Raw genomic sequence first — 26343 nt, 5'->3', positions numbered from 1 at the left:
ACCATGGCATCCATTACATTGAAAGACCTTGTGAAAGCCTATGGCGACACCGAGGTTCTGCATCACATCGACGGAAAGATTGAGGACGGCGAATTTGTTGTGATTGTCGGCCCGTCCGGCTGCGGGAAATCCACTTTGCTGCGGATGGTGGCAGGGCTGGAAACCGTGACCGGCGGGGAAATTCACATTGGCGACCGTGTGGTCAACGAGCTGGAACCCGCAGACCGCGACATCGCAATGGTGTTTCAGAACTACGCGCTTTACCCGCATATGTCGGTGCGCGAGAACATGGCTTATGGCCTGAAAATCCGCAAAATCAGCAAGGATGAAATCAACCGCCGCGTTGAGGAAGCCGCGGATATTCTTGAAATCCGTCCGTATCTTGAGCGCAAACCGCGCCAACTGTCCGGCGGTCAGCGCCAGCGCGTGGCCATGGGGCGTGCGATTGTGCGCGATCCGCAGGTCTTTCTGTTTGATGAGCCGCTTTCAAACCTCGATGCCAAGTTGCGCGTGCAAATGCGCCTTGAGATCCGCAAGCTGCAGCAAAAGCTGGGCGTGACCTCGATCTATGTGACCCACGATCAGGTCGAAGCCATGACGCTGGGGGATCGGCTGATGGTGCTCAATGGCGGCTATGTGGAACAGTTCGGCACCCCCATTGAGCTCTATGACCGCCCGGAAACCATGTTTGTGGCTGGCTTTATCGGCAGCCCGGCCATGAACTTTCTACCTGCCGAAGTGGCGAAGGGGGTGACGACCTTGTCCAATGGAGCACAGCTTGGCGTTGCTCAGGGGCAGGGCCATGTGGTTCTGGGCGTGCGACCGGAGCATCTGGAGCCCCAAGAGGACGGTGCAATTGAGGTACAGGTGCAACTGATGGAACAGTTAGGTGCCAACACATTGTTACATGGCGCACTTAAAGGTACCGACACTGAAATGGTGGTGAGTCTGCCCGGACATGTGACGGCAGCACCCGGCACCGAAATGAAATTTGGTGCGGCGCCTGAGAATTTGCACTTCTTTGCGCCGGACACGCAAAAACGGATCGAGTGATGCGTCAATATGGGCAGCTAGATGGATTTCGCGCAGATGCGGCGGGGCCCCGGATTTCCGGGCACCGCGGTGCGCGCGGGGTTTTGCCGGAAAATACCATGGAAGGCTTTGCCTTCTGCCAGCAGATCGGCGTGGCGTCGATTGAATTTGATGTGGTGATGACCAAAGACCGGGTGCCGGTTGTGGTACACAATCACACGCTGGACGGCGCCTTGGCCCGTGGCGCAGATGGCCTCTGGCTGCCCGATCCCGGGCCGCGCGTGGCCGAGATGACCCTGGCCGAAGTGCAGGGCTGCAATGTGGGTGCCGCCAATCGAGACACTGAATACGGCCGCCGTTTTTCTGATCAGGCGACACTGCCGTCAGCCAAAGCGCCCACTCTGGCCGATGTGCTGGCCTTTGCCGCCAAGCCTGAGAACGCATCGCTCTCGCTGTTGCTGGAGATGAAGACAGATCCTGATGCGCTTGATATGGCGCAGGAACGCGAAGAGATGGTCGCCGCCGTTGCTGCCGAGGTGCGCCGAGCCGGTGTGGTCGAGCGCACGGTGATGCACAGCTTTGATTGGGGCATTCTCGATGTGGCCCGCGCGCAAGCGCCGGAGATGCCGACCTCCTATCTGTCCTATCTGCCCAAGGGCTTTCCGGGTGAAAACGTGGACCGCACAGTGATGCCACGCTGGAAAGAAATTCCTCCGTCCCTGCCCAAAGCGGTCGTGGCGGCCGGCGGCCAGATGTGGTGCCCGCATTTTCTGGATGTGACCGCCGAGTTGGTGGAGGAGGCCCACGGCCTTGGCTTGGTTGTCGGCACATGGACTGTCAATGAGGTCGCAGACATCAACCGCATGATTGAATGCGGCGTGGACAGCATCGTGAGCGATTATCCCGGTCGCGTGCAGGATTGCCTGCTCCGCCGCGCCGCCGCTTAACAAGGCTTCCTGCTGCAAAGAACAAGGGCCGCTTGGGGATCTCTCCAAGCGGCCCTTCTTTGTTGCTTTAAGCAGCGCCGAAGCCGCCGCCTCCCGGAGTTTCCATCACAAAGATATCGCCAGCAGTCAGTTCAGCCTGATCGTTCCCGGTGAGCTTTTCTTCGGTGCCATCGGTGCGGACCACGCTGTTGAGGCCCACTTTCCCTGTGCCACCTCCTGCTGTCCCATGGGGCGGGATCACGCGGTGCGAAGATAGCACCGTCACGGTCATCGGCTCATTAAACCGCAGCCGCCGGATGATGCCATCGCCGCCTTGCCACTTGCCTTCACCGCCAGAGCCATGCCGGATGGAGAATTCCTCCACCCGCACCGGGAAGCGGGTTTCCAGCACTTCCGGGTCAGTCATACGGGTGTTGGTCATATGGCTGTGCACCGCGCTTGTGCCATCAAACCCGTCGCCCGCGCCTGTGCCACCGCAGATGGTTTCGTAGTTCTGATAGGTGTCGTTGCCATAGACAAAGTTGTTCATGGTGCCCTGACTGCCCGCGATCACCCCGAGCGCGCCATATAGCGTGTCGGCAATCGCCTGACTGACTTCCGTGTTGCCAGAGATCACCGCCGCAGGGAATTTCGGGTTGATCATCGAGCCTTCAGGCACAATGAGAGACAGCGGTTTCAGGCAGCCTTCGTTCATGGGGATGTCACTGCCCACCAACGTGCGGAAGACATAAAGCACCACCGCGCGGCAGATTGCCATCGGGGCGTTGTAGTTCGTCGCGCTTTGCTCTGAGGTGCCGGTGAAGTCGATGGTCGCGGTGCGGTTTTCCTTATCCACTTTGATCGCGACTTCGATCTTTGCGCCGCCGTCCAGCGGGTAGGAGAACGCGCTGTCTTTCAACACGTCCAGCACCTGCCGCACGCTTTCTTCGGCGTTATCCTGTACGTGGCCCATATAGGCTTGAACGGTGGAGTGGCCGAACTGTTCGGTGATCTTCGTGAGCTCGGAGGCCCCAGTGGCATTGGCCGCAATCTGCGCGGCCAGATCGGCCATGTTTTCATTCACGTTCCGGCAGGGGTAGCGCCCGGAAGTGAGCAGCTCGCGTGCGGCCGCCTCCTGCAGGCTGCCTTGATCCACCAGAAGGAAGTTGTCGATCACGATGCCTTCTTCTTCGATATGGCGGCTGTCAGGCGGGGCGGAGCCCGGCGTCTTGCCGCCAATATCCGCGTGGTGCCCGCGCGAAGCGACGGTGTAGATGATGGTTTCGCCCGCCGCATCAAACACCGGGGTGATCACCGTCACATCCGGCAGGTGGGTGCCGCCGTTGTAGGGGTTGTTCATCATGAACACATCGCCGGGGCGGATCTTGCCCGCGTTTTCACGCAGCACCGTGCGCACACTTTCCGACATAGAGCCCAGATGCACAGGCACATGCGGTGCGTTGGCCACCAGATCACCATTCTGATCAAAGATCGCACAGGAGAAATCATAGCGCTCCTTGATGTTGACCGAATAGGCCGTGTTCGCAAGCGTCGCGCCCATCTGCTCGGCAATCGACATAAAGAGGTTGTTGAACACCTCTAGCATCACGGGATCCACCGAGGTGCCAATCGCCTCCGAGCGTTTGAGCGGCACGATGCGCTTCAGCACCAGATTGCCGCCGGTCGCGCATGTCGCCTGCCAGCCGTCTTCAATCATATTGGTGCCGGTTGGTTCTGTCAGAATGGCCGGGCCGGTCACCGATTGCCCAAGCGCCAAAGTGGCGCGGTCCACCAGCGGCACCTCTTGCCAGCGCCCGCCCGTGTAAAGCGTCACATTGGGGGGCGCGCTGTCGGTGCCCTCGGGATCTGGCATGGTCACGGCTTCGCCGGTTTGCCCGATCGCTTCGGCCACCACCACATCAATGATCAGATCATCGGTATCCGGCGCAAAGCCAAAGCGCTGCTTGTGTGCGGTGATAAAGTCGTCCCGCATGGTCTCAGGAGCGCCGAACGCCACGGTAAGGCTCTGTTGTGCCCCCTTGGGGCGGATGTGCGCGGTTTGTGAGACGGTGATATCCTGATCCGCAACCCCTTGCTCGGCCACTTCGGCATGCGCTGCAACGGTGAGATCTTGCAAGGCGTCGGCGGCCTCCGCCGCGTTAAGCGCACAGGCCACTTGGCTCTCCCGCATGGCGCGGATGTCCGCAAGCCCCATGCCAAAGGCAGAGAGAACGCCCGCAAACGGGTGGATGAAGATGCTTTCCATGCCAAGCGCATCCGCCACCAGACAGGCATGCTGCCCGCCTGCGCCGCCAAAGCAGTTCATCGTGTATTTGGTCACGTCATAGCCGCGCTGCACCGAGATCTTCTTGATCGCATTGGCCATGTTTTCCACGGCAATCCGCAGGAAGCCCTCTGCAAGATCTTCCACGGATTTCTCGCTGCCAATCTCCACCTTCAGCGCTTCAAATTTCACGCGCACCGCGTCCACATCCAGCGGCTGATCGCCGTTTGGACCAAAGACATGCGGGAAATGGTCGGGCTGCAGCTTGCCCAAAAGCACGTTGCAGTCTGTCACCGTCAGCGGCCCGCCACGTCGATAGGCGCAAGGCCCCGGATTGGCGCCCGCGCTTTCCGGACCCACCTGCATACGGCCATCACGGTAGCTCAGGATCGAGCCGCCGCCCGCCGCAACCGTGTGGATCGACATCATCGGTGCGCGCAACCGCACCCCGGCCACTTCGGTCTCAAAGGAGCGCTCATATTCACCGGCATAGTGGCAGACATCTGTGGACGTGCCGCCCATGTCAAAGCCGATCAGCTTGTCAAATCCAAGCTCCGCCGCAGAGCGCACCATGCCGACAACACCGCCCGCCGGGCCAGACAGGATTGCGTCACGCCCCTGAAACAGCCGCGCATCGGTCAATCCGCCATTGGATTGCATGAACAAAAGCCGCTCACAGCCGCCTTTGGCCGTGTCCAGCGCAGTGGCCACCTGATCCACATAGCGGCGCAGGATGGGGGAGAGGTAGGCATCTACAACAGCGGTGTCGCCACGTCCCACCAGCTTGATCAGCGGGCTGGTCTCATAGCTCAGCGAAATCTGCGAGAAGCCAATCTCCTCAGCAATCTCCCCCAGCGTCTTTTCATGTGCGGGGAAGCGATAGCTGTGCATCAGCGCAATGGCCACAGACCGGAACCCCGCCGCATGGGCCGCTTCCAGCGCACTTCGCGCCGCTTCAGCATCTAGCGCGGTGATCACATTGCCATCCGCATCCAGCCGCTCTTCAACCTCGATCACCTCATCATAGAGCAGCTCAGGCAACACAATGTTGAGATCAAAAAGAGTCGGACGGTTCTGGTAGCCAATCCGCAATAAATCGTGCAGCCCCTTGGTGATCAGGAGTGCCGTGCGCTCGCCCTTGCGTTCCAAAAGTGCGTTGGTTGCAACCGTTGTGCCCATTTTTACGGCATCGATCGCGCCTCTAGGAATCGCGTCGCCTTCAGCCAGATCAAGCAGCTGGCGGATGCCATGCACCGCCGCGTCTTTGTAGATTTCTGGGTTTTCTGACAAGAGCTTATGGGTTTTTAGCCCGCCATCCGGCGCCTTCGCCACGATGTCGGTAAACGTGCCGCCACGGTCGACCCAGAATTGCCATGCGCTGTCGTGCTCTGTGGTCATCGGTCTCTCCTAGAATCGAATTATTGTTGCTTTATGATGAGAACGCTGACAATTTGTCAACGTTATGTGAGCGTCAGATTCGACGTTCTGCAAAAACAGGGAGCACCAAAACAATGCGCAATATCACATTTGCCGCCGCCGCCATGGCCTGTGCCACAATGGTCCACGCCGAAGGCTGGGATATGCCAACACCATATGGTGACAGCACATTCCACACACAGAACATCATGCAGTTTGCCGATGATGTGCGCGCCGCCACTGATGGCGGGCTGGACATCACCATCCATTCTGCTGGCTCGCTGATCCCGCACGCGGAAATCAAAAACGCCGTGCGTTCGCGTCAGGTTCCGCTGGGGGAATTTTTCCTATCGCGTCTGTCCAATGAGGATCTGGCCTATGGTCTGGACAGCCAGCCATTTGTCGCCACCAGCTATGATGACGCGCGCGCCCTTTGGGAAGCGCAAGAGCCGGTTGTAACCGAGCTTCTGGCAGAGCAGGGGCTGATGCCGCTCTTTTCCGTGCCATGGCCAGCGCAAGGTCTCTATACCAATGGCGAAATCGCCACCGTTGAGGATCTGAACGGTCTGCGCTTCCGAGCCTACAACGCCGCGCTGGAAGAGTTTGCCACCCTCGCCGGTGCCGCGCCGGTACAGGTTGAAGCGTCCGACATTCCGCAAGCCTTCACCACAGGTCAGGTAGCCGCGATGATCACCTCGCCCTCCACCGGGGTGAACTCCACCGCCTGGGATTTTGTCAGCCACTACAGCCCGATCAACGCTTGGGTGCCCAAAAACATCGTTGTGGTGAACAAGCGCGTGTTTGACCGTCTGGATGCAGATGTGCAGGCCGCTGTTCTGGCCGCAGCAGACACCGCCGAAACCCGCGGCTGGGACATGTCCGCCGCTGAGGCCGACGCCAAAACCGCCGAACTCGCCGCCAATGGCATCACCGTCTATGAGCCAAGCCCGGCTCTGGTCGAAGGCTTGCAGGGTATTGGTGCCAAGATGCTGGAAAACTGGAACGCAAACGCCTCTGACGCCGCCAAAGCAGCGCTGGCGGATTATTCCAGCAAGTAAGCCCCATCGCGAACCGGCGGTGCCTGTCATCGCCGGTTTTCATATGTGGCGAACAAGACCAGACCAAACAGGAGGGCAGGGCGTGAGCAGAGCTTTGGACGGAATTTACCGGGCCGCCGGATATCTCAGCGCCATGCTGATACTGGCGATCTGCCTTCTGGTCAGCGCGCAGATTGTACTCAACGGCATGGGCCGCGTGATGCCCGGCGTCTTGCCTTCCACCATTCCCTCTTATGCGGATTTCGCGGGTTTCATGCTGGCCGGCGCCACCTTTCTGGCCATGGCCTACACCCTGCGCTCAGGCGGCCACATCCGGGTGACGCTGTTTGTGCAGCGCATGGGCCGCCGCGCGCTTGTCGCGCTCGAAGCGATCACGCTTTTGGTGGCCATCGGTTTTGTCGGCTATGCGCTCTACTTCAGCGGCGCGCTGGTGATGGAGAGCCTGCACTACGGGGATGTCTCCAACGGTATCATTCCTGTGCCGGTCTATCTGCCTCAAGGCGTGATGACCTTTGGCATCGGTCTGCTGTTCCTTGCGCTGGTGCAGTCCTTGGTGGAACTCATGGCAACCCGCAAGCCGGTGCTGCACGCCGCGGAGGAGATGTAATATGGCCGATCCAATGATTGCCGCTGTCCTTCTGGGGCTGATGCTGGTGTGCCTCGCTGCTGGGCTTTGGGTGGCCATGGCGCTGGGCGTGGTCGCGCTGGTGGCGATGACCGCCTTTTCCAACGCCCCCGCCGGGCTGGTGCTTGCCACCACGCTTTGGGGGCACTCCCACAGCTGGGCGCTCACCGCCTTGCCGCTCTTTATCCTGATGGGGGAGATCCTGCTGCGCAGTAGGTTGAGTCAAGATATGTTCTCCGGCCTCGCACCGTGGCTCACCCGCGCGCCGGGGCGGCTTTTGCATGTGAACGTCTTTGGCTGCGCGATCTTTGCCGCCGTCTCGGGCTCAAGCGCCGCCACTGCCGCCACCATCGGCCGCATGTCGGTGCCCGAACTCACCAAACGCGGCTATCCAGAAAGCCTGATCATCGGCACGCTGGCAGGCTCCGCCACCTTGGGCCTGTTGATCCCGCCCTCCATCATCCTGATCGTCTACGGCGTGGCGACAGAGCAATCCATCGCACGCCTGTTCGTGGCGGGTATCCTGCCGGGCTTTATGTTGATTGCGCTTTTTGCCGGCTATGTTGCCGTGCGCGCATGGATGAACCCCGCGCTGATCCCCCAGGAAGTGCGGGATTTCCCGCTGCGTGAAAAGCTTGCCGCCTCGCGCAATCTCATCCCCGTGGCCCTGTTGATCATCGGCGTGATCGGCTCGATCTACACGGGGCTTGCCTCGCCAACAGACGCGGCCGCGCTGGGCGTGGTGCTGGCCACCGTGCTTGCCTGGGCCTCCGGCAGCTTCAGCGTGAAACTCTTCAAGGACGCGCTGCTGTCTGCCACCCGCACCAGCTGTATGATCGCCTTTATCCTTTTGGGCGCTGCCTATCTTTCCGTGGCGATGGGCTTCACCGGCCTGCCGCGCAATCTGGCGGCTTGGATTGGCGCGATGGAGCTCTCCGTGCCCGCTCTTTTGGTGGCGCTGACACTGTTCTTCATTGTTCTGGGCTGTTTTCTGGATGGAATCAGCGTGGTGGTGCTCACCACCTCGATCATCATGCCGATGATCTCCGCTGTCGGCATCGACCCGCTGTGGTTTGGCATCTATCTGGTGATCGTGGTGGAGATGAGCCAGATCACCCCGCCAGTGGGCTTCAATCTCTTTGTTATCCAAGGCATGACCCGGCTCGACATCCTGCGCATCGCCAAAGCGGCCTTCCCGTTCTTCCTGCTTTTGCTGCTGGGCGTCCTGCTGATCTGTGTCTTCCCACAAATCGTGACCTACCTGCCTGAGCTGATGAGCCGCTAAACCTTCGGCCGCTTCGCTCAATCAAAGCGAGGCAGCCGCCCGGCTGGCCTGATCATACTGCCCAGACAGCGACCGCAGAGAGGCCGCAATCTCGCGCATCTCCTCGCCGGAGATATCCAATCGTGGCAGCCCATCGATAAAGCACCGATTGCGCACCACACGGTAAGCTTCACAGACGTCCTTGCCTTCCGCCGATGTGCTATAAAACACCTCTTTGCCGCGTTTCTCCGATTGGATCAGCCCAAGCTTCAGCAGCTTCTTCAGCGCATAATTGACCGTATGGCTGTCCTCGATATTGAGCAGAAAACAGATGTCTGTGAGCCGCTTGTCCTTGTCGCGGTGATTGACATTATGCAGCGCCAGGATCTCCAGCGGCGTCATCTCAGGATGTCCCGCCGCCGCCATGCACCTGGTCATCCAGCGCGAAAACGCGTTGTAGGCGATGATCATCCCGTACTCGACCTCTGAGGCTTCCCAGCCATCCCCCTCAGCGAGGTGACGGGAGGAGACGATAGGGCGTTTTTCCATGGGTTTGACCAATCATATCGGCGTTACGTCAGTAAATTAGTAGCATAATCTCTCGGATTTACGAGGGAAACCCCGTGGTTCCCCCTCAACGCCACAAAGCGTTTGGGAAATTCGCCTGTCGCTCGCTATTCAAGAGGTGCCGCGCATTTTCGCGGGAAATTTGGAGGAAAGGGCAGAGGATGAGTTTGGACAAAGAGATGTTTGAAAAAGGTCTGGCCGCGCGCAAGGCGACGCTGGGGGCCGAGTATGTGGAAAAGACGCTGGACGGAGCAGATGATTTCAACCGCCCGTTTCAGGAGGCCATGACCGCGTGGTGCTGGGGCTTTGGCTGGGGCGATGACACCATTGACGCCAAGACCCGCTCGATGATGAACCTGTCGATGATCGCGGCCCTTGGCAAAATGACCGAATGGGAAATTCATCTGCGCGGCGCGCTTACCAATGGCGTGACGGCAGAGGAGGTGCGCTCCATAATCCATGTGATCGGGATCTATTGCGGTGTGCCGCAATCGCTGGAGTGTTTCCGCGTGGCGCGCCGCGTTCTGGAAGAAACCGGCCATATCTGAAGCATCGCGCTGAAAAGACGCCAGAAAAAATCCACCACGGGGGTGATCCGTCTTTTAAGCCCCCGCGTATTGGGGATATGGTGAGTGCAACACTTGATATTTCCCGCGATCGGGCGAAAGCCCCGATAACGCGACCAAAGGAAAGGCAGCGCGTGACGCAAGCCAGAGCGGAGCCCTCACAAGAGACTCAGTGGATGATCGCCGTGCGCGATCACCGCGACAAAGCCGCATTCTCGCGGCTGTTTGATCACTTTGCCCCACGTTTGAAGGGCTTTGTGATGCGCAATGGCACCTCTGCGGCGCAGGCCGAAGAGATTGTGCAGGATGTGATGCTGACGTTGTGGCGCAAGGCCCATATGTTTGATCCGCATCGTGCTCAGGTGTCCGCTTGGGTCTATCAGATCGTGCGCAACCGTCAGATCGACGTGGCGCGCAAAGAAAACCGCCCGATGCCGGAGGCGCTGAAGGAAGAACCTGATGCGGAGCCGGATGCCAGTCAGATCCTGGCCATCGAGCAAGAAACGGGACAGCTGCGGGCCGCTTTGCAAAAGCTGCGGCCTGAACAGCGGGAGGTGATTGAGCAGGCCTATCTTGGGGAGCTGACCCATCAGGAGATCAGCACAAAAACGGGCTTGCCGCTTGGTACTATCAAATCGCGCATCCGCCTCGGATTGCAGCGTCTGAGACACGAATTGAAAGACCTGAGTGAATGACAGCCATCAGCCATCATATCCCAGAGCCCATGTTGGCGGCTTACGCGGCGGGCAACCTGCCGCACGCCTTCTCCCTTGTTGTGGCCACCCATATTTCGATCTGCGCGGAATGCCGTGCTGTGGTCGAGGCCCATGAAGCTGTGGGCGGTGTTGTGGTCGAAGACAGCGGCGCGGTCGCCGTGTCAGCCTCCATGAAAGCCGACCTTCTGAGCCTTCTGGATGATCCTATTCCAGAGGCCCCGGTCTATGCGCGCAGCGGCCCCTATCCGGGCCCTGTTGTTGAGGCGCTCAATGGGCGTGAACCTCGGTGGAAGAAACTTGGCATGGGTGTGCGCCAGGATATTCTCGCCGAAGACAAGCACGGCAGCGTGCGTCTGCTCTATATTCCGCCGGGACAGGCGGTACCCGATCACGGCCACAACGGGTTGGAGCTGACACTGGTGCTGCAAGGCAGCTTCACTGATGAGACCGGCTTCTTCGGGGTTGGCGATGTGGAAGTTGCTGATGAAACGCTGGAGCATACGCCGATCGCCGGAGCAGGGGATGCCTGCATCTGCCTTGCCGCGACGGATGCCAGGCTGAAATTCAACGCCTTCGTACCGCGCATGTTGCAGCCGATTTTCCGGATTTGAGCAATCTAGTTTTGACTTCGCACCTCTAGGTCTTTCCAACCCGGAAAGACCTCCTTTTGTTTCGGCGCTGCCGTTGCGCGCAGCATATCGAGACTGCGCTGCAATTCGGGATTGGTCATGTCCCGTGCAATCACAACGATGCGCGAGGTGGTGTCGCCGTCTGGCCAGTTGTTGAGTGACTCCGGACGATCAAAGATGTGCTGCACACCATGAAAGACAAAAGGTGTTTTGAGCCCTTTGAGAAAGACGATGCCTTTTACTCGTAAAAGGTCTGGTCCCTTCAGCGCCACCAGTGTGTCCAGCCAGTGATCAAAAATCGTGTCTTCCAGTGGAGTCTCCAGCGTAATAGAAGCCGACTCAATGCGCGCATCATGCGGAGAGAACTTGCGCACCAGCTTGGTTGGCGCAAAGCCTGAAAGATTGACGAGCGGATCAGATGGCGCGGCCGCAGATGGCGCACGTGTCAGCCAATTGAGCGCTTGAGTGGCATCAGCATTCCGGCGCAGCGCAGACAGGCCCCAAAGCCGCTTCGGATCTTCCACCGCCTCAGCGACATTCAGGATCTCCGCTGTGGGATTGAGCTTTTCCAAACGACGGCGCAAAGCCGAGGTTGCCTTGGGGGTGGCAATATCTGTCTTGGATATCAGGAGAAGGTCGGCGGTTGCGGCCTGTGATACCGCTTCAAATTGGGCGTCCAGTGTCGCCTTCCCATTGCTTGCATCCACCATCGTGACAACGCCGTCCATTCGCGTCGCCCGGGCAAGGTAGTAATCCCGCAACAAGGTTTGTCGTATCGGTGCAGGGTCCGCCAGCCCGGTGGTTTCAATCACCACACGGTCAAATTCCAAAGTCCCACGCGTGCGGCGCTCTATCAGATCTGCAAGGGTTTTGGAAAGATCATCGCGCATGGAGCAGCACAGACAACCAGACGATAGAAGCACCACCTCTTCGTCGGTGGCTTCGATCAGATCGTGATCCAACCCAACTTCCCCGAACTCGTTCACAATCACGGCAATTTTCTCTTTGCCAGTCTGAGATAGAATTTTATTGAGTAGGGTGGATTTCCCTGCGCCTAAAAATCCGGTGAGCAGGGTAACAGGTAGGCGTGAATCGGTCATGACGGGCCTTCAGATAGCTGACGGCTGCACATCTAATGGTATGTTATAACATTTACAATGCACTTCACTTTCCGCGATAAATCAGCCAATCCGGCAGATATTGCAGCAAGCGGATCACCCAGGAAAAAGGCCTTGGAAAATCGGTGCGGAAGCGGCGCGATGTCATCGCCCGCAAGATATGATCTGCAGCCACATCCGGCGTCATGAGCATGGGCATCTTGAAGGCGTTTTTGTCGGTCAGACGTGTCTTGATGAAGCCCGGATTGACCAATCGCACCGTGATACCAGTGCCTTTGAGATCGTGGCGCATGGTTTCCGCAAGGCTCACCAGCGCGGCTTTACTGGCCCCGTAGCCGATGGCATTGGGCAGGCCGCGATAGCCCGCAAGAGAGCCGACAAGCGTGATGTCGCCCGCGCCCCGCGCGGTGAAACCGGGCATAAGCGCGCCCAAGACGCGCATCGCGCCCATGAAGTTGACATCGGCCACGGTCAGCGCGCTGTCAGCCTCCCATTGGGTGGCCGCCATCGGCTCATAGGCACCTGCGTTATAGATCACCCCGTGAATCTCACCCACGGATTTGGCGGCCGCCTTCACCGCCTTGCCATCCGTCACATCAAGCATCAGCACCCGCGTATTGGGCAGCTTTGCCGCCAGCGAGGCAAGCCGTTCGCCATTGCGCGCCGACACAATCAAATGCGCGCCTTCGCCGCTCAGCTTCTCAGCCAATGCGCGGCCCAAGCCTTCACTGGCCCCGATGAGCCAGAAAGTTTTGCCGGAAAACACGCTCATTGGTTCTGCGCCGGGGCGGGTATATTGTCAGACAAGAGGGCTTCGGGCGCAGGCTGTTTCCTCAGGAACGGTGCGCGTTTTGCCCACAAAATCGCCGCCTGCCAATGGATCAGAGCCACCACCCGCGCCGCACCAAGGGGTCGACGCACAGCCGCCCAAAGCAGGCTTGCGTTGCTTGCGGGTTTGCGCGGACCAAAGAGCGTGGCAATCACACCCTGATCCCCGTTTTCATAGGCAATGCGGATGTTCAGCGCGTCCGCACTGAACCCGAAATTGAAGCGATACCCGCCTTCGACTTTCTGAAACGGGGACACATGCATGAGTTTCTGGGCATGCATCTGGTCTGAGGCCGCTATCGGTCGAAAATCCTCATGGGCACAGAAATAGCAGTGCCGGTCACCAAAGGTGTTGTTCACCTCTGCCACGAAGGCGCAGGGCTGATCGTCGATCAACGCAATCCAGAAGCTGACCGGATTGAAGTGAAACCACAGAAAGCTTGGCTGCGTGAGCAGCACCAGCCGCGCGTTCTCCACCGGAAAGCCACGGTCGCGTAGCACATGTTTGAACCACTCGACCCCATCACCCGCGCCGCGTGTGCCCCCGTGGTGGCGATCCCAGATCGACCAGAGGTTAAAGCGGTTGCGCGACAGGAGGGCGGGCCTGCGGCTCTCGGAAAGGTCAGTCAGGACAAAATCCACGCCATAGCGAAAGGCGTTTTTCAGCTGTCCTCTGCGGGCGTGTGTGGTGTGGCCCTGTATGTGCTCTATCGTCATGGTCCCTTTACGCTTTTGTCTGCGTCACAGATCACACAGGTCAGGGTTTTCTGACCTTTTAAAGCGCCCGCGCTGTTGAGCGAGTTTTGCATGTCATTGAGAGTGAACCAAGGTTTAGTTCGCCGCGTATCTGCTTTCAAACGATCAATAAATGAGGGTTTCATGTTCGATCAGTCGATGAATGCACGCCGCAAGATTGCCATTGTCGGGGCCGGTATCTCAGGCCTCTCTGCGGCCTATGCTTTGTCGGAGCAGCATGATGTCACCATTTTTGAAGCTGAAGGGCGTCTGGGCGGCCATGCCCGCACGGTGCTCGCGGGGCTGAACGGTGATCAGCCGGTGGACACAGGGTTCATTGTGTTCAACTACGCCACCTATCCTCATTTGACCCGCCTGTTTGACGAGCTCAACGTGCCGGTTGCCAAAAGCGAAATGAGTTTTGGGGCCAGCATCGACAATGGCTGGCTGGAGTATGGCCTGAACTCCTTGGGGGCGATTGCCGCGCAGAAGCGCAACCTGCTGCGGCCCAAGTTTTACGGAATGATCGCGGACATTCTGCGCTTTGGCAAACATGCAGAGGCCGCCGCGCAGGATGACGACAAAACCATCGGCGAGCTTGTGGATGAGCTGAAGCTGGGACAGTGGTTCCGCGAGTATTACCTCATGCCCATGTGCGGCGCGATCTGGTCCACACCGATTGCCGAAGTGGATCAGTTCCCGGCGCGCTCGCTGGTGCAGTTCTTCAAGAACCACGCGCTGCTGGCGGGCAACAAACAGCACCAGTGGTACACTGTGGATGGCGGCAGTATCGAATATGTCAAACGGCTGGAGGCCGCGCTGGTCACACGCGGTTGCACCATTCGCCTGAATGCCCCCGTGGAACATGTGAGCCGCGGGCTGAACGCCGAGCGCGGAGTGCCGGGCGTAACGCTCAAAGCAGCCGGCAGTGAAGCGCAGAGTTTTGATGAGATCATTCTGGCCTGCCACTCTGATCAGGCGCTGCGCATTCTTGGCAAAGACGCCACCGCTGCCGAGCGCAAGGCGCTCAGCGCAATCCGCTATCAGCCCAACCGCGCCGTGCTGCACCGCGATCCGGCGCTGATGCCAAAGAACCGCAAGTGCTGGTCAAGCTGGGCCTACCGCTCTCAGAACGGGGCGATTGGCGTGACCTACTGGATGAACCGGCTGCAAAACATTGACACCAAAGATCCGCTGTTTGTGACGCTCAACCCGACGCAGGAGATCGCAGAGGACGCCATCTATGACGACGTGAGCTTTGCGCATCCGGTGTTTGACAAAGCTGCTCTTGTGGCTCAACGCGAGATCCGCGAACTGCAAGGCCACAACCGCACCTGGTTTGCAGGGGCTTACAACCGCCATGGCTTCCATGAGGACGGTATCGACAGCGCCATGCGTGTGGTGGCTCAACTGAGCGCCCAGCAGGAGGCCGTGCAAAACGCCGGTACAGCGGCAGCGCAGGTTGGTGAGGCCGAACGCGCCGCCAATGCCGTTTTGCTGCGTGACAGCGCATAAAGATCAATGTCTGAAGCGGCGGTCATAGAGCAAACGCGCGGCCTCTATCCGCGCGTCAGTCTTTATGCGCTGATCTTGGCCGCCGCAGGCATTCCGCTCTATATCCATTTGCCGCGCTATGCTTCGGTTGAACTTGGCATTGGGCTCGCCACGCTGGGGGGGCTTCTGCTGGCGATCCGTTTGGTCGATCTGGTACAGGACCCGCTGATTGGCTGGGCCATAGACCGCTTCCCACGGTTTCAACTTGGCTTTGCGCTGCTGGCTGTCGGCGGGCTGGCCGTCGGCTTCCCGTTGCTGTTCACCCGCGCAGAGGCGCTGGTGCAAGGCGGTATGGGCGCACTTGCGGCGGTCTTGGTGTTGCTGTTTTCAGCCTATAGCCTTGGTATGATCCTTCTCTACGGGCGCAGCGCCACCCTCGCACTTAGGCCGGCACCGCCGGAACTGATGCGCTTGGCTGCATGGCGGGAGGCCGGGATGCTCGCGGGCGTGATCATGGCCGCGCTGCTGCCCACGCTTTTGGTCGCCATGGGCGCGACCGGTTCTGGCTACGGGGCCTTTGGTCTGACATTGGGGGCGGCTGCGCTGCTGGTCGGGGTGCTCACGCGGCCGATCTGGCAACGCCCCGTGATCCAAGGCGCGCGCTTTTCACTGGCGGATCTCACGCAGGCTGGTGCCACCCGCCTGATCCTGCTCGCGCTGGTCAACAGCCTGCCGGTTGCCATCACCTCAACGCTCTTTCTGTTCTTTGTGGAAGACCGCCTGCAGCTCGCCAATGCCGCCGGGCCGCTCTTGGTGCTCTTCTTCCTCAGCGCCGGGCTCAGCGTGCCGCTTTGGGCGCGAGTTGCAGGGCATCTGGGCGGGCGCAAAACGCTGCTGATCGCCATGCCACTGGCCATCGGCGGCTTTGTCGGGGCAGCCTTTCTATCGGCAGGCCATCTGGTGGGCTTTGCCCTCATCTGTGTGGCCTCCGGCGCGGCATTGGGTGCGGATATGGTGATCCTTCCGGCGCTCTTCTCCGTATCTCTCACAAAGGCACGTCTGAGCGCGTCTTTGGCCTTCGGAATATGGTCTTTTGCCGGAAAACTGGCACTGGCTCTCGCGGCGTTTCTGGTTTTGCCAGCGCTGCAGACCAACGGGTTTGTGCCCGGAGAGACCAACACGCCTGAGGCCCTGAACGCGCTCAACATCGCATATGCGGTGGTGCCCTGTGTGTTGAAACTTGTGGCGCTGGCGATGGTGCTGGCCCTTCCTGCCGAGGAGGCAGAGTGATGAAACTACTGACTGTATTGTTGATTTTGGCGTTGGGGCTGACCCTTGGCGTGGTCTACCTCAAAGGCCGCCTGTTCAGCTTCCGCTCCCAAGAGCCTTCTGACTATGCCGAACTCGGCCCTTTCATCTCGCTCAAAGAGCATCTGAACGGCCCCATCCTGTCAGAAGGGCTGATCTACGGCCCTAACGGGCGTGTGGCCAACAGCTTTGTGGCCCGTATGGAAGGCAGCTGGGACGGCGACACCGGCACCCTGAAAGAAGCCTTCACCTACTCCAACGGCAAACAACAAAACCGCCAGTGGAACCTCACAATCGTGGACGACACCACCTTCACCGCCACCGCTGATGACATCATTGGCGTGGCCAAAGGCAAGGTCTCCGGCGCCACCATCCGCATGGACTACACCATCGTGCTCACCGAGGAAGCGGGCGGTCACAGCCTGAACGTGACGGACTGGCTTTACATGACCGAGAGCGGCGTGATCATGAACCGTTCAGAGATGCGCAAGTTCGGCATCAAGGTCGCTGAACTGATCGCCACCATGCGCCCGCAGGCCGAGGAAGAAGAACGCAGAGAGGCGGCGGAGTAGGGGGAAGATGGTGGTGGCTTCCTTGTGAACGGAGCTGCCATCTAATTTATCATCTTATGAACCGCGTCTCTGAGTTGCCTTAGGTTCGAATATGGATGACCGTTTGCGATTAGCGTGCGGGTAAAGTAATTCATGATGACAACCCATGCATAATCAATTTCTCTTCTGTCGGTTTCTGTCTTGTCTTCCTTATGGTGAAGCCGAATGAGCGAGGCATGAGCTTGTAAATACTCGAGGTTTTCTTTCGCGCCATCCAAAATTTCGGATACGGTTTCGTCCGAAAGAGGTTCGTGGGCAGCTTGCTGGACCATGGTTTATGCCTTCTCCGAACTAAAACATGCCAGATAGTAAGATGTAGGCTGTGTTATGATCTGACTGATCTAAGTCGGTGTAAAGTTTGAATTTGTGAAAGCGTACACGCGGACTCATAGCCGAAGGAGCGCGTTCAACGGGCCCCTCACTTCACCCAAATCTCAGGCTCTTCCCCATTCCACAGGCTGCCGCAGTCCCGAACAAAACACACGCTTGAGTCTCAACTCATTGATAGTTGAGCTAAATTTTACGTTCAAAAATATATTTAGAAAGAACCTTTTAACTTCTGCTGATCTAATGCTCGTACCCTACAAGCCGTTATAGAGGGAGGCTGTAGCGTGAGAGTGTCTCAGTTATTGAAATCGAAGGACACGAACAAGGTCGAAGGCATTCGACCTCATTCGACGCTTCGGCAGGCCGCCCGTGTTCTGATCGATCTCAAACTTGGCGCATTGGTCGTGACGGATGAAGCCAACACAATGGTCGGGATTGTCTCGGAAAGGGATCTCCTGCCTGTGGTGGCAAGTTGCGATCCCAACGCCGCAGAGGCTTTGGTTTCAGACGTCATGACCTGTTCCGTGATTTCTTGCGGCCCGGAGGACGAGGTGAGCTATCTGCTGCACCTCATGAATGAAAATGCGATCCGGCACATTCCCGTGCTTGAGGATGAGAAGCTTGTCGGCATTCTGAGTATTCGAGAGCTGACCAAAGCCTATGAGCTGCTTCAGATCGAGGCGAATACGGACCCGCTGACCCAAGTTTCCAACCGTCGACCGTTTCTGAAAACACTTGAAACCCAATTTGATACGGCTCGGAAACAAGGTCTGCCCATGTCGGTGGCCATGCTCGATGTCGATCATTTTAAGCGGATAAATGATACCTATGGTCACGATGCAGGGGATAAGACCCTGCAACAGCTCTCAAGGATGCTGATACGCGAATTTCGCACGATTGACCTTGTTGGCAGACTGGGCGGCGAGGAATTTGCGCTGGTCTTTCCCGACACCGATTTGATCGGCGCATATGCGGCCTGCGAGCGGTTGCGATCCACCATCCAATCCAGCGAAATTGTAGCTGACGCCAACAAAATCCGCTTAACGGTGAGCATCGGGCTGACCGAGATTTGGGATCAGTCCAGCGCCGCCGCGGCCCTACTCAAGCGCGCGGATGAGCTGCTCTATATGGCGAAAAACTCTGGCCGGAACCAGGTGATGGTGGAAGGCGGGGTGAGGATACCTGCGAAGCTGGAAAGCACGCTCACTTCGCCCCAATCTTAGGCTCTTCGCCCGCGCGCAGGCGCTCAATATTCTCGCGGTGCCGCCACATTACAATTGTGGCAAGCGCCAGCGACAAAAACACTGCGCTGCCGTAGCCCAGAACAAACATCCAGATGGCACTCGCGCAGGCGGCCACAAGCGCTGACAGCGACGAGATGCGAGAGATCGCAGCCGTCACAAGCCATGTCAGACAGCAGGCGATGCCCACGGGCCATGCCAGCGCAAGGATTAGGCCAAGGAAGGTCGCTACGCCTTTGCCACCTTTGAATTTCAGCCACACCGGATAGCAATGGCCTAGAAACGCCATCAGCCCGGCCAATTGTGCGGCGTCCTCGCCTGCCATGGCGCGCGCGATCAGCACGGCCACCGCGCCTTTGCCGCCATCCAGCAGCAAGGTCAGCGCGGCGGCTTTCTTGGAGCCTGTGCGCAGCACATTGGTCGCGCCGATGTTGCCGGAGCCGATGTTGCGCAGATTGCCCAGCCCCATCACGCGGGCCAGCACCATGCCAAAGGGGATCGAGCCCAAAAGATAGCCAATCGCGGCCCAGAGAAGCAGGGCGGCGGGCGCGGTTTCCAAAATGGGCATCAGTCTCTCCGGTATACGGCCTCACCGGCCACGTAAGTTGCCTGCACCTTACCCTGCATGCGGGCGCCGTCAAACGGGGTGTTCTTGGATTTGGAGCGCAGCTTGAACCGGTCGAGCACAAAGGGCGCATCCGGGTCAAACAGCACCAGATCAGCAGGCGCGCCTTCGTCCATCTGACCGCTTGCAAGCCCCAAACGCTGCGCCGGGTTCAGCGCCAGCGCGCGGAACAGCTCGGGCAGGGTCAGATCGCCATTGTGATAAAGCCGCATCGCCGCTGGCAGCAGAGTCTCCAGTGCCACCGCGCCGGACGCGGCCTCCTCAAATGGCAGGCGTTTGCTTTCCTCATCCTGCGGGGTGTGCATGGAGCTGATCACGTCGATCAGTCCGGATTTTACCGCCGCAATCAGCGCCAGACGGTCTTCTTCTGCCCGCAACGGCGGCTTGATCTTAAAGAACGTGCGGTAGTCCGCCACATCCAGCTCATTCAGCGTCAGATGGTGGATCGAGGTGCCCGCCGTCACGTCCAAGCCGTTGTTTTTGGCGCGTTCCAGCGCGGGCAGAGCGCGCGCGGTGGTGATCTGGTCCGCGTGATAGCGTGCGCCGGTCATCTCCACCAACGCGATGTCGCGATCCAGCCCCATACGCTCCGCCATGGGCGAGACCGAAGGCAGCCCGCGCAGCGCCGCAAATTTGCCCGCGGTTGCCGCGGCGCCTTTGGACAGCACAGGCTCCTGCGGGTGGGCAATCACCAGCGCACCGCAAGAGCGCGCATAGGTCAGCGCACGGGACAGCACTTTGGTGTCGCGCACCACATGGTCACAATCGGTGAAGGCCACCGCGCCCGCGTCCATCAGAAAGCCGATCTCGGTCATCTCGCGACCCTCGCGCCCCTTGGTCAGCGCGGCCATAGGCAACACATTGACCGGTGCGGCTTCATTGGCGCGGCGCGCGACAAATTCCAGCGTCTCCGGCGTGTCAATCGCAGGGAGCGTGTCAGGGCGCGTGACCATGGTGGTCACACCACCCGCCGCCGCCGCCAGACCTGCGGATTTGTAGCTTTCCTTGTGGCGCTCGCCGGGCTCACAGACCTTCACACCAATGTCGACAATCCCCGGCGCAAGGCACAGCCCGCCGCAATCAATGGTCTCTTCCGCTGCGGGCGGCGTGTCGGTGCCAAAGCCTGCGATCTTGCCATCTGCAACCAGCAGCCAGCCGGGGGCATCCGTGCCCTCCGCCGGGTTGATCAGGCGGGCGTTGGTGAAAAGCGTGGTCATCTCTGCTCTCCTTAAAGGGCGCCGCTTTGGCGTTTCAGGGCGGCCACCGTGGCCTCTGGGTCCAGCTGATACTTGATCAGATGTTTGTCGCCACTCTGGGTCACAACCTGCACGAAGCTGCCCATTTTGTTGATTTTATCGATGTTTTCCAGCGCGATCATCCGGCCGCCGGGGCCCAGAAGGCGCTGATTTGTCAGGTCCCAACGCATCGCCAGCTCATCAGACATCAGATAAGCGCCGCGCACCACAATCGCGCCCAAGCCCCCCACAGCGCCGGTCCAGACATAGGGGTTGCCCAGCAGCCAAAGCACGACCATGCCGCCGAACATCGCTGCGGCTGCAAGCCATGTGTTGGCGCGGATATAGGTCGCGCGATCCGCAGAAAAACTCTGCTGCACGCTTTCGGCGTCAAGCAGCTCTGCATTGGGGGTCAGATGCGTGTTCATCCGATCATCCATAATATGAGAAAACCAAGCAGTGCCGCGCCAAGCGGCAAAGCAAAAAGCGCAACCAGCAGTGTGAGGTAAGGGCTGCGCGGGGCAGGGACGGGCTCCGGGGCGACCTCCGGCGGCAGCGGTGCACCTTTTGCGGATTTGTCCGGCAGAGGGGCAAACTGCACCGGCGCGGTTTCTTCCTTATAGGTGCCGATCCAGCGCAGCGGAGATCTGGGGGAGAGGGTTTGCGCAGTGCCCTCAAACGCCGAGGACAGCACCACCAGCATCCAGCCCTTCTGGCTCGACAGCCGCGCCGCGTCCTCTTTCACATCGGCTGCGGCGATCCCAAGGCCTTCGACCATATAGCCTGTCAGTCCGAGATCATCGAGATCACGCAGATCAAACAGCTCGACAAAATCGGGGTCCAGCGTGCTTGCGCCCAGCGCTTTGGCAACCGGCCAATCCGCGCTGTCCTCCGTATCTTCGGGCATATCGCGAAAGCCCGGAATCTGCTCCGGCGACAGGTCGACGGCAAAGAGCCGCACCAGCCCGCGTTCGGAGTCAGACACCCGCACCGCGCTTAACCTCCGATCCAGATCATGAGGCCGACAAAGGCAAACATCACCAGAAGCGCCACCATGGCGACGCGGCCGGACATGCGCGGATCTTTGGGATCTTCCATAGGCTTAAACCTCCGCTTCTGCAGGTTGATTTGCCCGCAGGTTGCGTGCAAGCAGATCCATCGCCGCCATGCGCACCGCCACGCCCATCTCCACCTGCTCCTGAATAACGGAGCGGTTGATGTCATCGGCGATCTCGCCGTCAATTTCGACGCCCCGGTTCATCGGGCCGGGGTGCATCACAATGGCGTCGTCTTTGGCGTGCGCGAGCTTCGCGGCATCCAGCCCGTAGCGGTGATAATATTCGCGCTCGGAAGGGATAAAGCCGCCGTCCATACGCTCTTTCTGAAGGCGCAGCATCATCACCACGTCCACATCCTTGAGGCCTTCTTCCATGTCCTCATAGATTTCGGCACCAAATTCGGCAAAGTTGCCCGGCACCAATGTGGGCGGCCCGATCAGCCGCACACGGTTCTCCATCTTCCCCAGCAGGATCAGGTTGGAACGCGCGACGCGCGAATGCGCCACATCCCCGCAGATCGCAATGTTGAGACGGTGCAGACGGCCCTTGGCGCGGCGGATGGTCAGCGCATCCAAAAGCGCCTGTGTCGGGTGTTCATGTTTGCCGTCCCCGGCGTTCAGCACCGCGCAGTTCACTTTCTGCGCCAGCAGGTCCACCGCGCCGGAATGCGGATGGCGCACCACCAGCAGATCGGGATGCATGGCGTTGAGCGTCATGGCCGTGTCGATCAGGGTTTCGCCCTTTTTGATCGAGCTCGCCTGCATCGCCATATTCATCACATCCGCGCCCAGCCGTTTGCCGGCCAGCTCAAAGCTCGCCTGCGTGCGGGTGGAGTTCTCAAAGAACATATTGACCTGTGTGAGGCCCTTGAGCGCATCGGAATGTTTGTGGGCGCGGCGGTTCAGATCGACATATTGATCGGCCAGATCCAGCACGGTGGTGATTTCCTCGGGCCGTAGCGGCTCGATCCCCAGAAGGTGCTTGTGGTCAAAGCGCATGGTCTGCTCCTTATGCCGATATTGGCCCGCTTATAGGTAGCCCGGAGGGGCGGGGCAAGCATGCGGTGTGATGCGCCCTTTTGTCTGGTCGGCCATAGGGATAGTCTGTGGCCATGGAATCGACTTTGGACCCCTCCGCACTGGATTATCACACGGCGCGTGCCCTGCTGGAATGGCAGGTGGAACTGGGGGCCACAGAGGCGATTCTGGATGCGCCGTTCAACCGCTATGAGGCCCCCAAAGAGGCGCCCAAGGCGAAGAAAAAGGCCGGACAGCCTGCGCAGCCGATGCCGCTTCAGCCCGTGCCACAGATTGATCCGGTTGCCGAGGCGCAGGTCGCCGCCAAAGCCGCAAAAAGCTTGGAGGAGCTGCAGGCCGCCATGGCCGCCTTTGAGCATTGTCAGTTAAAACGCGGCGCGCGCAATCTGGTGTTTTCCGATGGCAATCCCGCCGCGCGGGTGATGATCATCGGCGAAGCGCCGGGGCGGGACGAAGACCGCGAAGGCAAACCCTTTGTGGGCCGCGCCGGTCAGCTGCTTGATCGTATGCTCGCCGCCATCGACATGGGGCGGGATGTGCCTTTGTCCAAAGATGCGGTCTACATCACCAACGTGCTGCCGTGGCGCCCGCCGCAAAACCGCGACCCCAAACCCGAAGAGATCGCCATGTTGCGCCCGTTTCTGGAGCGCCATGTGGAGATCGTTGCGCCTGAGGTCATTGTGCTGATGGGCAACATCTCCTGTGCGGCGGTGCTGGGCCGACGCGGCATCACCCGCCTGCGCGGCAACTGGCAGGAGGCTTTTAACAAGCCGGTCATGCCGATGTTCCACCCCGCCTATCTGCTGCGCCAGCCCCACGCCAAACGCGAGGCCTGGGCGGATCTCTTGAGCCTGAAGGCCAAGCTGGAGGATATGTCGTGAGAATACTTGCTTTCTCCGATCTGCACCGGTCGCGGGTGCAGGCCGACCGCTTGGTTGCCGCCAGCAAAGAGGCCGATCTGGTGATCGCCGCTGGGGATTTTACCAACCACCGACAGGACCTGGAAGGCGCGCTTGCGCTGATCGAGGGCATCTCGGCCCCCATGGTGATGGTACCGGGCAACAACGAAAGCGAAGCTGAGCTGCGCGCTGCCGCACCGGCCAACGCGATTGTATTGCACGGCGAGGCCCATGAGTTTGAGGGGTTTAAGCTTTTTGGACTGGGCTACGCCGTGCCGGTCACGCCATTCACCGATTGGTCCTGTGATCTTGATGAGGCCACTGCGGCCGGGATGCTTGCCAAATGTGAGGCCGCCGACATTCTGATCAGCCATTCCCCACCCAAAGGCGTGGTGGATGTTGCCTCAAATGGCATGTCGCTTGGCTCCACCGCCGTGCTTGACACCATCAAACGCATCGCACCGCCGCTTGTGGTCTGTGGCCATATTCACGACTGCTGGGGAAAGAGCGCTATGGTTGGTGACACCCGCGTCATGAACCTTGGCCCCACCGGCACATGGCTGGACGTCACCCCGCAAAACTAGGAGCCGCTCATGGGCCGCATTGACGAAAGCAAAGACTTCATTCCCGTGCGCATTGCCGTGCTAACCGTAAGCGACACCCGCGCCCTTGAAGAAGACCGCTCCGGCGACGTGCTGGTCGGGCGGCTTGAGGCGGCAGGGCATGTGCTCGCTGATCGCAAGATCATCCGCGACGAACGGGCAGAGATCGCCGATCAGCTGCGCGCATGGTGCGCAGACGAAGCCATTGATGTGGTGATTTCCACCGGCGGCACCGGTCTCACCGGGCGCGATGTCACGGTAGAGGCGCACCGCGATGTCTATGAGAAGGAAATTGATGCCTTTGGCACGGTGTTCACCATGGTTTCCATGCAAAAGATCGGCACCAGTGCCGTGCAGAGCCGCGCCACCGGCGGCGTTGCGCAGGGCACCTATCTCTTTGCGCTGCCCGGCAGCCCCGGGGCCTGCAAAGACGCCTGGGATGACATCCTCGCCTATCAGCTCGACTACCGGCACCGCCCCTGCAATTTCGTCGAAATCATGCCGCGTCTGGATGAGCATCAGCGCCGCAAGTGAGTGCGCGCCTTCACGGCCCATCACATTTATCGGCAAAGCGTAAATTAAAGTGACGGAAACCTGACGGGCGTCCGTATCAACCATGCGTCGTCTTGGAATCTTCCCGGATCAGGCGCATCATGGGGTTAAGCCACGCACGGAGGCGCAGCATATGAGATTTTTGCGGCAAAGTTTGACCGGGCTTTTTCTGCTCTCGGTGACCGCTGGATTTTTGCTCTACGCGGGCCATCTGGTGCGCGGCGCGGTCGAAGAGCGGCTCTCTCAGGATGCCAAAGGCCCACCGGCGCGTGAGCGTATCTTTACGGTCAACGTCAAACGCGCCGAGCCGGGGGCGGAAACGCCGGAGCTTGTCGCCTTTGGCGAGGTGCAGAGCCGCCGCTCGCTCGAAGTGCGCGCTGCTGCCGCCGGAACCGTCGTGCATCTCTCTGAAAACTTTGAAGATGGCGCGCGGGTCACGGCTGGTGAAATGCTGGTTCAGGTCGACCCCACCAAAGCACGCTATGGGCTCGATCGTGTGGCCAATGATGTACTGGATGCAGAGGCCGAGCGGCGCGATGCGGATCGCACTTTGGCGCTCGCACGGGATGAGCTGAGCGCGGCCGAGGCGCAATACGCGTTGCGCCAGACAGCTTATGACCGTCAGGTGGATCTGCAGGAGCGCGGCGTGGGCACCGCTGCTGCGGTGGAAACCGCAGAGCTCGCGCAGGCTTCGGCGCAGCAGGCTGTGCTGTCCAACCGCCGTGCTGTGGCGCAGGCAGAGGCGCGTGTGGATCAGGCCAAAACCCGGTTTGAGCGCACCTCCATCCTCTTGGCCGAGGCCCAGAAAGATCTCGATGACACGGTGATCCGTGCAGATTTCAGCGGCACCCTGTCAGAGGTGACCATTGTGCAGGGCGGACTGGTCTCGATGAATGAACGGCTGGCCACTCTGATTGACGCAAACGCGCTGGAAGTCGCGTTCCGGGTCTCCACCACCCAATATGCGCGGCTGCTCGACGCCACGGATCAACTGCATCAGGCCGAGGTGCGGGTCTCGCTGGATGCGCTCAACACCGACCTCTCCACCACCGGCGTGATCACCCGCGATGCGGCTGCCGTGGGGGAGGGGCAAACCGGTCGGGTGCTCTATGCGCGGCTTGACAGTGCGCGCGGCTTGAAGCCCGGCGATTTTGTCACCGTGCGCGTGAAAGAGCCGGAGCTTGAAAATGTGGTGCGCCTGCCCGCAACCGCGCTGAGTGCCGCCAATGACGTGCTTGTGGTGGGCGAGGGGGATCGCCTTCAGGCCATGAAAGTGAACCTGATCCGCCGCCAGGGCGATGATGTGCTTGTGCGCGCCCGTGGTCTTGTGGGCCAGAACGTGGTGACCCGACGCACCCCGCTCTTGGGGGAGGGAATCGCCGTGAAACCGCTGAGCGGTGACAGCTCCCAGATCGAAGCGCCCGAAATGGTGGCGCTCAGCGACGAGGAGCGCCAGCGCTTTGTGGCCGCAGTCGAAGCCAATGGCCGGATGCCAAGTGATGCCAAAAAGCGCATCCTTGAGGCGCTGGCCAAACCGGAGGTGCCCGCCCAGATGGTTGAGCGCCTGCGCCGCCGGATGGGAGGTTAACC

27 protein-coding genes are annotated in these 26343 nt (G+C 59.9%); 16 read left to right on the top strand and 11 right to left on the bottom strand.

Features of this window, described 5'->3' with window-relative positions:
* The first annotated feature begins 3 nt into the window (after nucleotides 1-3).
* Together J7399_RS03360 and J7399_RS03355 are read left to right on the top strand one after the other, a co-directional pair.
* Nucleotides 4-1053: a sn-glycerol-3-phosphate import ATP-binding protein UgpC gene (locus J7399_RS03360; protein WP_209084130.1), complete on the top strand. Its 1050-nt coding sequence runs from the start codon at nucleotides 4-6 to the stop codon at nucleotides 1051-1053.
* On the top strand, nucleotides 1053-1979 hold the full coding sequence (locus tag J7399_RS03355) for a glycerophosphodiester phosphodiesterase family protein (protein ID WP_209084128.1): 927 nt from the start codon (nucleotides 1053-1055) through the stop codon (nucleotides 1977-1979). Before J7399_RS03360 ends, J7399_RS03355 begins: the two co-directional genes overlap by 1 nt.
* 67 nt (nucleotides 1980-2046) lie before the next feature.
* Here J7399_RS03355 and J7399_RS03350 read toward each other — a convergent pair whose 3' ends face one another.
* A complete protein-coding gene (locus tag J7399_RS03350; protein ID WP_209084127.1) occupies nucleotides 2047-5640 on the bottom strand; it encodes a hydantoinase B/oxoprolinase family protein in 3594 nt (1197 codons plus the stop codon).
* A 113-nt stretch (nucleotides 5641-5753) separates the two neighbouring features.
* On the opposite strand from J7399_RS03350, the gene J7399_RS03345 reads away from it, so the two are divergent.
* The 3 genes from J7399_RS03345 (at nucleotide 5754) to J7399_RS03335 (ending at nucleotide 8626) form a co-directional block, all read left to right on the top strand.
* Complete coding sequence (locus tag J7399_RS03345; RefSeq protein WP_209084126.1) at nucleotides 5754-6716, top strand: TRAP transporter substrate-binding protein; 963 nt, start codon at nucleotides 5754-5756, stop codon at nucleotides 6714-6716.
* Nucleotides 6717-6798: 82 nt separating this feature from the next.
* Nucleotides 6799-7323, top strand: a complete 525-nt coding sequence (locus J7399_RS03340) for a TRAP transporter small permease subunit (protein ID WP_348539424.1) — start codon at nucleotides 6799-6801, stop codon at nucleotides 7321-7323.
* Between the two features lies 1 nt (nucleotide 7324).
* Complete coding sequence (locus J7399_RS03335; RefSeq protein ID WP_209084123.1) at nucleotides 7325-8626, top strand: TRAP transporter large permease subunit; 1302 nt, start codon at nucleotides 7325-7327, stop codon at nucleotides 8624-8626.
* Between the two features lie 21 nt (nucleotides 8627-8647).
* On the opposite strand, the gene J7399_RS03330 is transcribed toward J7399_RS03335, so the two are convergent.
* On the bottom strand, nucleotides 8648-9154 hold the full coding sequence (locus tag J7399_RS03330) for a winged helix DNA-binding protein (RefSeq protein ID WP_209061649.1): 507 nt from the start codon (nucleotides 9152-9154) through the stop codon (nucleotides 8648-8650).
* A 179-nt stretch (nucleotides 9155-9333) separates the two neighbouring features.
* Here J7399_RS03330 and J7399_RS03325 point away from each other — a divergent pair, with 179 nt between their 5' ends.
* The 3 genes from J7399_RS03325 (at nucleotide 9334) to J7399_RS03315 (ending at nucleotide 11065) form a co-directional block, all read left to right on the top strand.
* Nucleotides 9334-9720 carry a carboxymuconolactone decarboxylase family protein gene (locus J7399_RS03325; RefSeq protein WP_209061647.1) on the top strand — a complete coding sequence of 129 codons (387 nt, stop codon included), beginning with the start codon at nucleotides 9334-9336 and terminating at the stop codon, nucleotides 9718-9720.
* A gap of 194 nt (nucleotides 9721-9914) precedes the next feature.
* Nucleotides 9915-10433, top strand: a complete 519-nt coding sequence (locus J7399_RS03320; RefSeq protein WP_209062073.1) for a sigma-70 family RNA polymerase sigma factor — start codon at nucleotides 9915-9917, stop codon at nucleotides 10431-10433.
* Nucleotides 10430-11065 (top strand): ChrR family anti-sigma-E factor, encoded by a 636-nt coding sequence (locus J7399_RS03315; protein ID WP_209084121.1) that lies wholly within the window; start codon nucleotides 10430-10432, stop codon nucleotides 11063-11065. The genes J7399_RS03320 and J7399_RS03315 overlap by 4 nt, the downstream gene beginning before the upstream one ends.
* Before the next feature lie 5 nt (nucleotides 11066-11070).
* On the opposite strand, the gene J7399_RS03310 is transcribed toward J7399_RS03315, so the two are convergent.
* The 3 genes from J7399_RS03310 to J7399_RS03300 all read right to left on the bottom strand — a co-directional run bounded on the left by J7399_RS03310 (nucleotide 11071) and on the right by J7399_RS03300 (nucleotide 13746).
* On the bottom strand, nucleotides 11071-12183 hold the full coding sequence (locus J7399_RS03310) for a GTP-binding protein (RefSeq protein ID WP_209084119.1): 1113 nt from the start codon (nucleotides 12181-12183) through the stop codon (nucleotides 11071-11073).
* 64 nt (nucleotides 12184-12247) lie between these two features.
* Nucleotides 12248-12973: an SDR family NAD(P)-dependent oxidoreductase gene (locus J7399_RS03305; protein ID WP_209084117.1), complete on the bottom strand. Its 726-nt coding sequence runs from the start codon at nucleotides 12971-12973 to the stop codon at nucleotides 12248-12250.
* Nucleotides 12970-13746 carry a DUF1365 domain-containing protein gene (locus tag J7399_RS03300; RefSeq protein ID WP_209084116.1) on the bottom strand — a complete coding sequence of 259 codons (777 nt, stop codon included), beginning with the start codon at nucleotides 13744-13746 and terminating at the stop codon, nucleotides 12970-12972. The genes J7399_RS03305 and J7399_RS03300 overlap by 4 nt, the downstream gene beginning before the upstream one ends.
* A gap of 162 nt (nucleotides 13747-13908) precedes the next feature.
* On the opposite strand from J7399_RS03300, the gene J7399_RS03295 reads away from it, so the two are divergent.
* From J7399_RS03295 to J7399_RS03285, 3 genes are read left to right on the top strand one after another with little or no spacing between them, the layout of a single operon-like run.
* Nucleotides 13909-15279: an FAD-dependent oxidoreductase gene (locus J7399_RS03295; protein ID WP_209084115.1), complete on the top strand. Its 1371-nt coding sequence runs from the start codon at nucleotides 13909-13911 to the stop codon at nucleotides 15277-15279.
* A gap of 6 nt (nucleotides 15280-15285) precedes the next feature.
* Nucleotides 15286-16548, top strand: coding sequence for an MFS transporter (locus J7399_RS03290; RefSeq protein WP_209084114.1), 1263 nt, complete (start codon nucleotides 15286-15288; stop codon nucleotides 16546-16548).
* Complete coding sequence (locus J7399_RS03285) at nucleotides 16548-17138, top strand: DUF3833 domain-containing protein (RefSeq protein WP_209084113.1); 591 nt, start codon at nucleotides 16548-16550, stop codon at nucleotides 17136-17138. The genes J7399_RS03290 and J7399_RS03285 overlap by 1 nt, the downstream gene beginning before the upstream one ends.
* Nucleotides 17139-17179: 41 nt before the next feature.
* Here J7399_RS03285 and J7399_RS03280 read toward each other — a convergent pair whose 3' ends face one another.
* A complete protein-coding gene (locus J7399_RS03280) occupies nucleotides 17180-17449 on the bottom strand; it encodes a hypothetical protein (protein ID WP_209084112.1) in 270 nt (89 codons plus the stop codon).
* Nucleotides 17450-17788: 339 nt separating this feature from the next.
* On the opposite strand from J7399_RS03280, the gene J7399_RS03275 reads away from it, so the two are divergent.
* Nucleotides 17789-18727, top strand: a complete 939-nt coding sequence (locus J7399_RS03275) for a diguanylate cyclase (protein WP_209084110.1) — start codon at nucleotides 17789-17791, stop codon at nucleotides 18725-18727.
* Here the strand turns inward: J7399_RS03275 and plsY are convergent.
* From plsY to J7399_RS03250, 5 genes are all read right to left on the bottom strand, one after another.
* Entirely contained in the window at nucleotides 18708-19313 is a 606-nt protein-coding gene (gene plsY, locus J7399_RS03270; protein ID WP_209061626.1) for a glycerol-3-phosphate 1-O-acyltransferase PlsY, read from the bottom strand. The genes J7399_RS03275 and plsY overlap by 20 nt on opposite strands.
* Complete coding sequence (pyrC, locus tag J7399_RS03265; RefSeq protein WP_209084109.1) at nucleotides 19313-20587, bottom strand: dihydroorotase; 1275 nt, start codon at nucleotides 20585-20587, stop codon at nucleotides 19313-19315. The genes plsY and pyrC overlap by 1 nt, the downstream gene beginning before the upstream one ends.
* 11 nt (nucleotides 20588-20598) lie before the next feature.
* Nucleotides 20599-21033 (bottom strand): hypothetical protein, encoded by a 435-nt coding sequence (locus J7399_RS03260; RefSeq protein ID WP_209084108.1) that lies wholly within the window; start codon nucleotides 21031-21033, stop codon nucleotides 20599-20601.
* A complete protein-coding gene (locus J7399_RS03255) occupies nucleotides 21030-21590 on the bottom strand; it encodes a hypothetical protein (RefSeq protein ID WP_209077763.1) in 561 nt (186 codons plus the stop codon). The genes J7399_RS03260 and J7399_RS03255 overlap by 4 nt, the downstream gene beginning before the upstream one ends.
* A gap of 117 nt (nucleotides 21591-21707) precedes the next feature.
* Nucleotides 21708-22661 carry an aspartate carbamoyltransferase catalytic subunit gene (locus J7399_RS03250; RefSeq protein WP_209061617.1) on the bottom strand — a complete coding sequence of 318 codons (954 nt, stop codon included), beginning with the start codon at nucleotides 22659-22661 and terminating at the stop codon, nucleotides 21708-21710.
* 113 nt (nucleotides 22662-22774) lie between these two features.
* Here J7399_RS03250 and J7399_RS03245 point away from each other — a divergent pair, with 113 nt between their 5' ends.
* The 4 genes from J7399_RS03245 to J7399_RS03230 all read left to right on the top strand — a co-directional run bounded on the left by J7399_RS03245 (nucleotide 22775) and on the right by J7399_RS03230 (nucleotide 26341).
* Complete coding sequence (locus J7399_RS03245) at nucleotides 22775-23581, top strand: uracil-DNA glycosylase (protein ID WP_209084107.1); 807 nt, start codon at nucleotides 22775-22777, stop codon at nucleotides 23579-23581.
* Complete coding sequence (locus J7399_RS03240; RefSeq protein ID WP_209084106.1) at nucleotides 23578-24183, top strand: metallophosphoesterase; 606 nt, start codon at nucleotides 23578-23580, stop codon at nucleotides 24181-24183. Before J7399_RS03245 ends, J7399_RS03240 begins: the two co-directional genes overlap by 4 nt.
* Nucleotides 24184-24192: 9 nt before the next feature.
* Nucleotides 24193-24735, top strand: coding sequence for a molybdenum cofactor biosynthesis protein B (gene moaB, locus J7399_RS03235; protein ID WP_209084105.1), 543 nt, complete (start codon nucleotides 24193-24195; stop codon nucleotides 24733-24735).
* Nucleotides 24736-24886: 151 nt separating this feature from the next.
* Nucleotides 24887-26341 carry an HlyD family efflux transporter periplasmic adaptor subunit gene (locus J7399_RS03230; RefSeq protein ID WP_209084104.1) on the top strand — a complete coding sequence of 485 codons (1455 nt, stop codon included), beginning with the start codon at nucleotides 24887-24889 and terminating at the stop codon, nucleotides 26339-26341.
* Nucleotides 26342-26343 lie beyond the last annotated feature (2 nt).

This window comes from Shimia sp. R9_1 (assembly GCF_017743775.1).
Lineage (GTDB): Bacteria > Pseudomonadota > Alphaproteobacteria > Rhodobacterales > Rhodobacteraceae > Shimia.
The sequence above is the reverse complement of the archived record's forward strand: the minus strand, read 5'-3'. Positions and strand labels throughout refer to the sequence as shown.

Excerpts from the sequence above, each read along its gene's own strand:
- J7399_RS03360 (WP_209084130.1), top strand. The coding sequence starts at position 4 with ATGGCATCCATTACATTGAAAGACCTTGTGAAAGCCTATGGCGACACC.
- J7399_RS03355 (WP_209084128.1), top strand. The coding sequence starts at position 1,053 with ATGCGTCAATATGGGCAGCTAGATGGATTTCGCGCAGATGCGGCGGGG.
- J7399_RS03350 (WP_209084127.1), bottom strand. The coding sequence starts at position 5,640 with ATGACCACAGAGCACGACAGCGCATGGCAATTCTGGGTCGACCGTGGC.
- J7399_RS03345 (WP_209084126.1), top strand. The coding sequence starts at position 5,754 with ATGCGCAATATCACATTTGCCGCCGCCGCCATGGCCTGTGCCACAATG.
- J7399_RS03335 (WP_209084123.1), top strand. The coding sequence starts at position 7,325 with ATGGCCGATCCAATGATTGCCGCTGTCCTTCTGGGGCTGATGCTGGTG.
- J7399_RS03330 (WP_209061649.1), bottom strand. The coding sequence starts at position 9,154 with ATGGAAAAACGCCCTATCGTCTCCTCCCGTCACCTCGCTGAGGGGGAT.
- J7399_RS03325 (WP_209061647.1), top strand. The coding sequence starts at position 9,334 with ATGAGTTTGGACAAAGAGATGTTTGAAAAAGGTCTGGCCGCGCGCAAG.
- J7399_RS03320 (WP_209062073.1), top strand. The coding sequence starts at position 9,915 with ATGATCGCCGTGCGCGATCACCGCGACAAAGCCGCATTCTCGCGGCTG.
- J7399_RS03315 (WP_209084121.1), top strand. The coding sequence starts at position 10,430 with ATGACAGCCATCAGCCATCATATCCCAGAGCCCATGTTGGCGGCTTAC.
- J7399_RS03310 (WP_209084119.1), bottom strand. The coding sequence starts at position 12,183 with ATGACCGATTCACGCCTACCTGTTACCCTGCTCACCGGATTTTTAGGC.
- J7399_RS03305 (WP_209084117.1), bottom strand. The coding sequence starts at position 12,973 with ATGAGCGTGTTTTCCGGCAAAACTTTCTGGCTCATCGGGGCCAGTGAA.
- J7399_RS03300 (WP_209084116.1), bottom strand. The coding sequence starts at position 13,746 with ATGACGATAGAGCACATACAGGGCCACACCACACACGCCCGCAGAGGA.
- J7399_RS03295 (WP_209084115.1), top strand. The coding sequence starts at position 13,909 with ATGTTCGATCAGTCGATGAATGCACGCCGCAAGATTGCCATTGTCGGG.
- J7399_RS03290 (WP_209084114.1), top strand. The coding sequence starts at position 15,286 with ATGTCTGAAGCGGCGGTCATAGAGCAAACGCGCGGCCTCTATCCGCGC.
- J7399_RS03285 (WP_209084113.1), top strand. The coding sequence starts at position 16,548 with ATGAAACTACTGACTGTATTGTTGATTTTGGCGTTGGGGCTGACCCTT.
- J7399_RS03280 (WP_209084112.1), bottom strand. The coding sequence starts at position 17,449 with ATGGTCCAGCAAGCTGCCCACGAACCTCTTTCGGACGAAACCGTATCC.
- plsY (WP_209061626.1), bottom strand. The coding sequence starts at position 19,313 with ATGCCCATTTTGGAAACCGCGCCCGCCGCCCTGCTTCTCTGGGCCGCG.
- pyrC (WP_209084109.1), bottom strand. The coding sequence starts at position 20,587 with ATGACCACGCTTTTCACCAACGCCCGCCTGATCAACCCGGCGGAGGGC.
- J7399_RS03260 (WP_209084108.1), bottom strand. The coding sequence starts at position 21,033 with ATGAACACGCATCTGACCCCCAATGCAGAGCTGCTTGACGCCGAAAGC.
- J7399_RS03250 (WP_209061617.1), bottom strand. The coding sequence starts at position 22,661 with ATGCGCTTTGACCACAAGCACCTTCTGGGGATCGAGCCGCTACGGCCC.
- J7399_RS03245 (WP_209084107.1), top strand. The coding sequence starts at position 22,775 with ATGGAATCGACTTTGGACCCCTCCGCACTGGATTATCACACGGCGCGT.
- moaB (WP_209084105.1), top strand. The coding sequence starts at position 24,193 with ATGGGCCGCATTGACGAAAGCAAAGACTTCATTCCCGTGCGCATTGCC.
- J7399_RS03230 (WP_209084104.1), top strand. The coding sequence starts at position 24,887 with ATGAGATTTTTGCGGCAAAGTTTGACCGGGCTTTTTCTGCTCTCGGTG.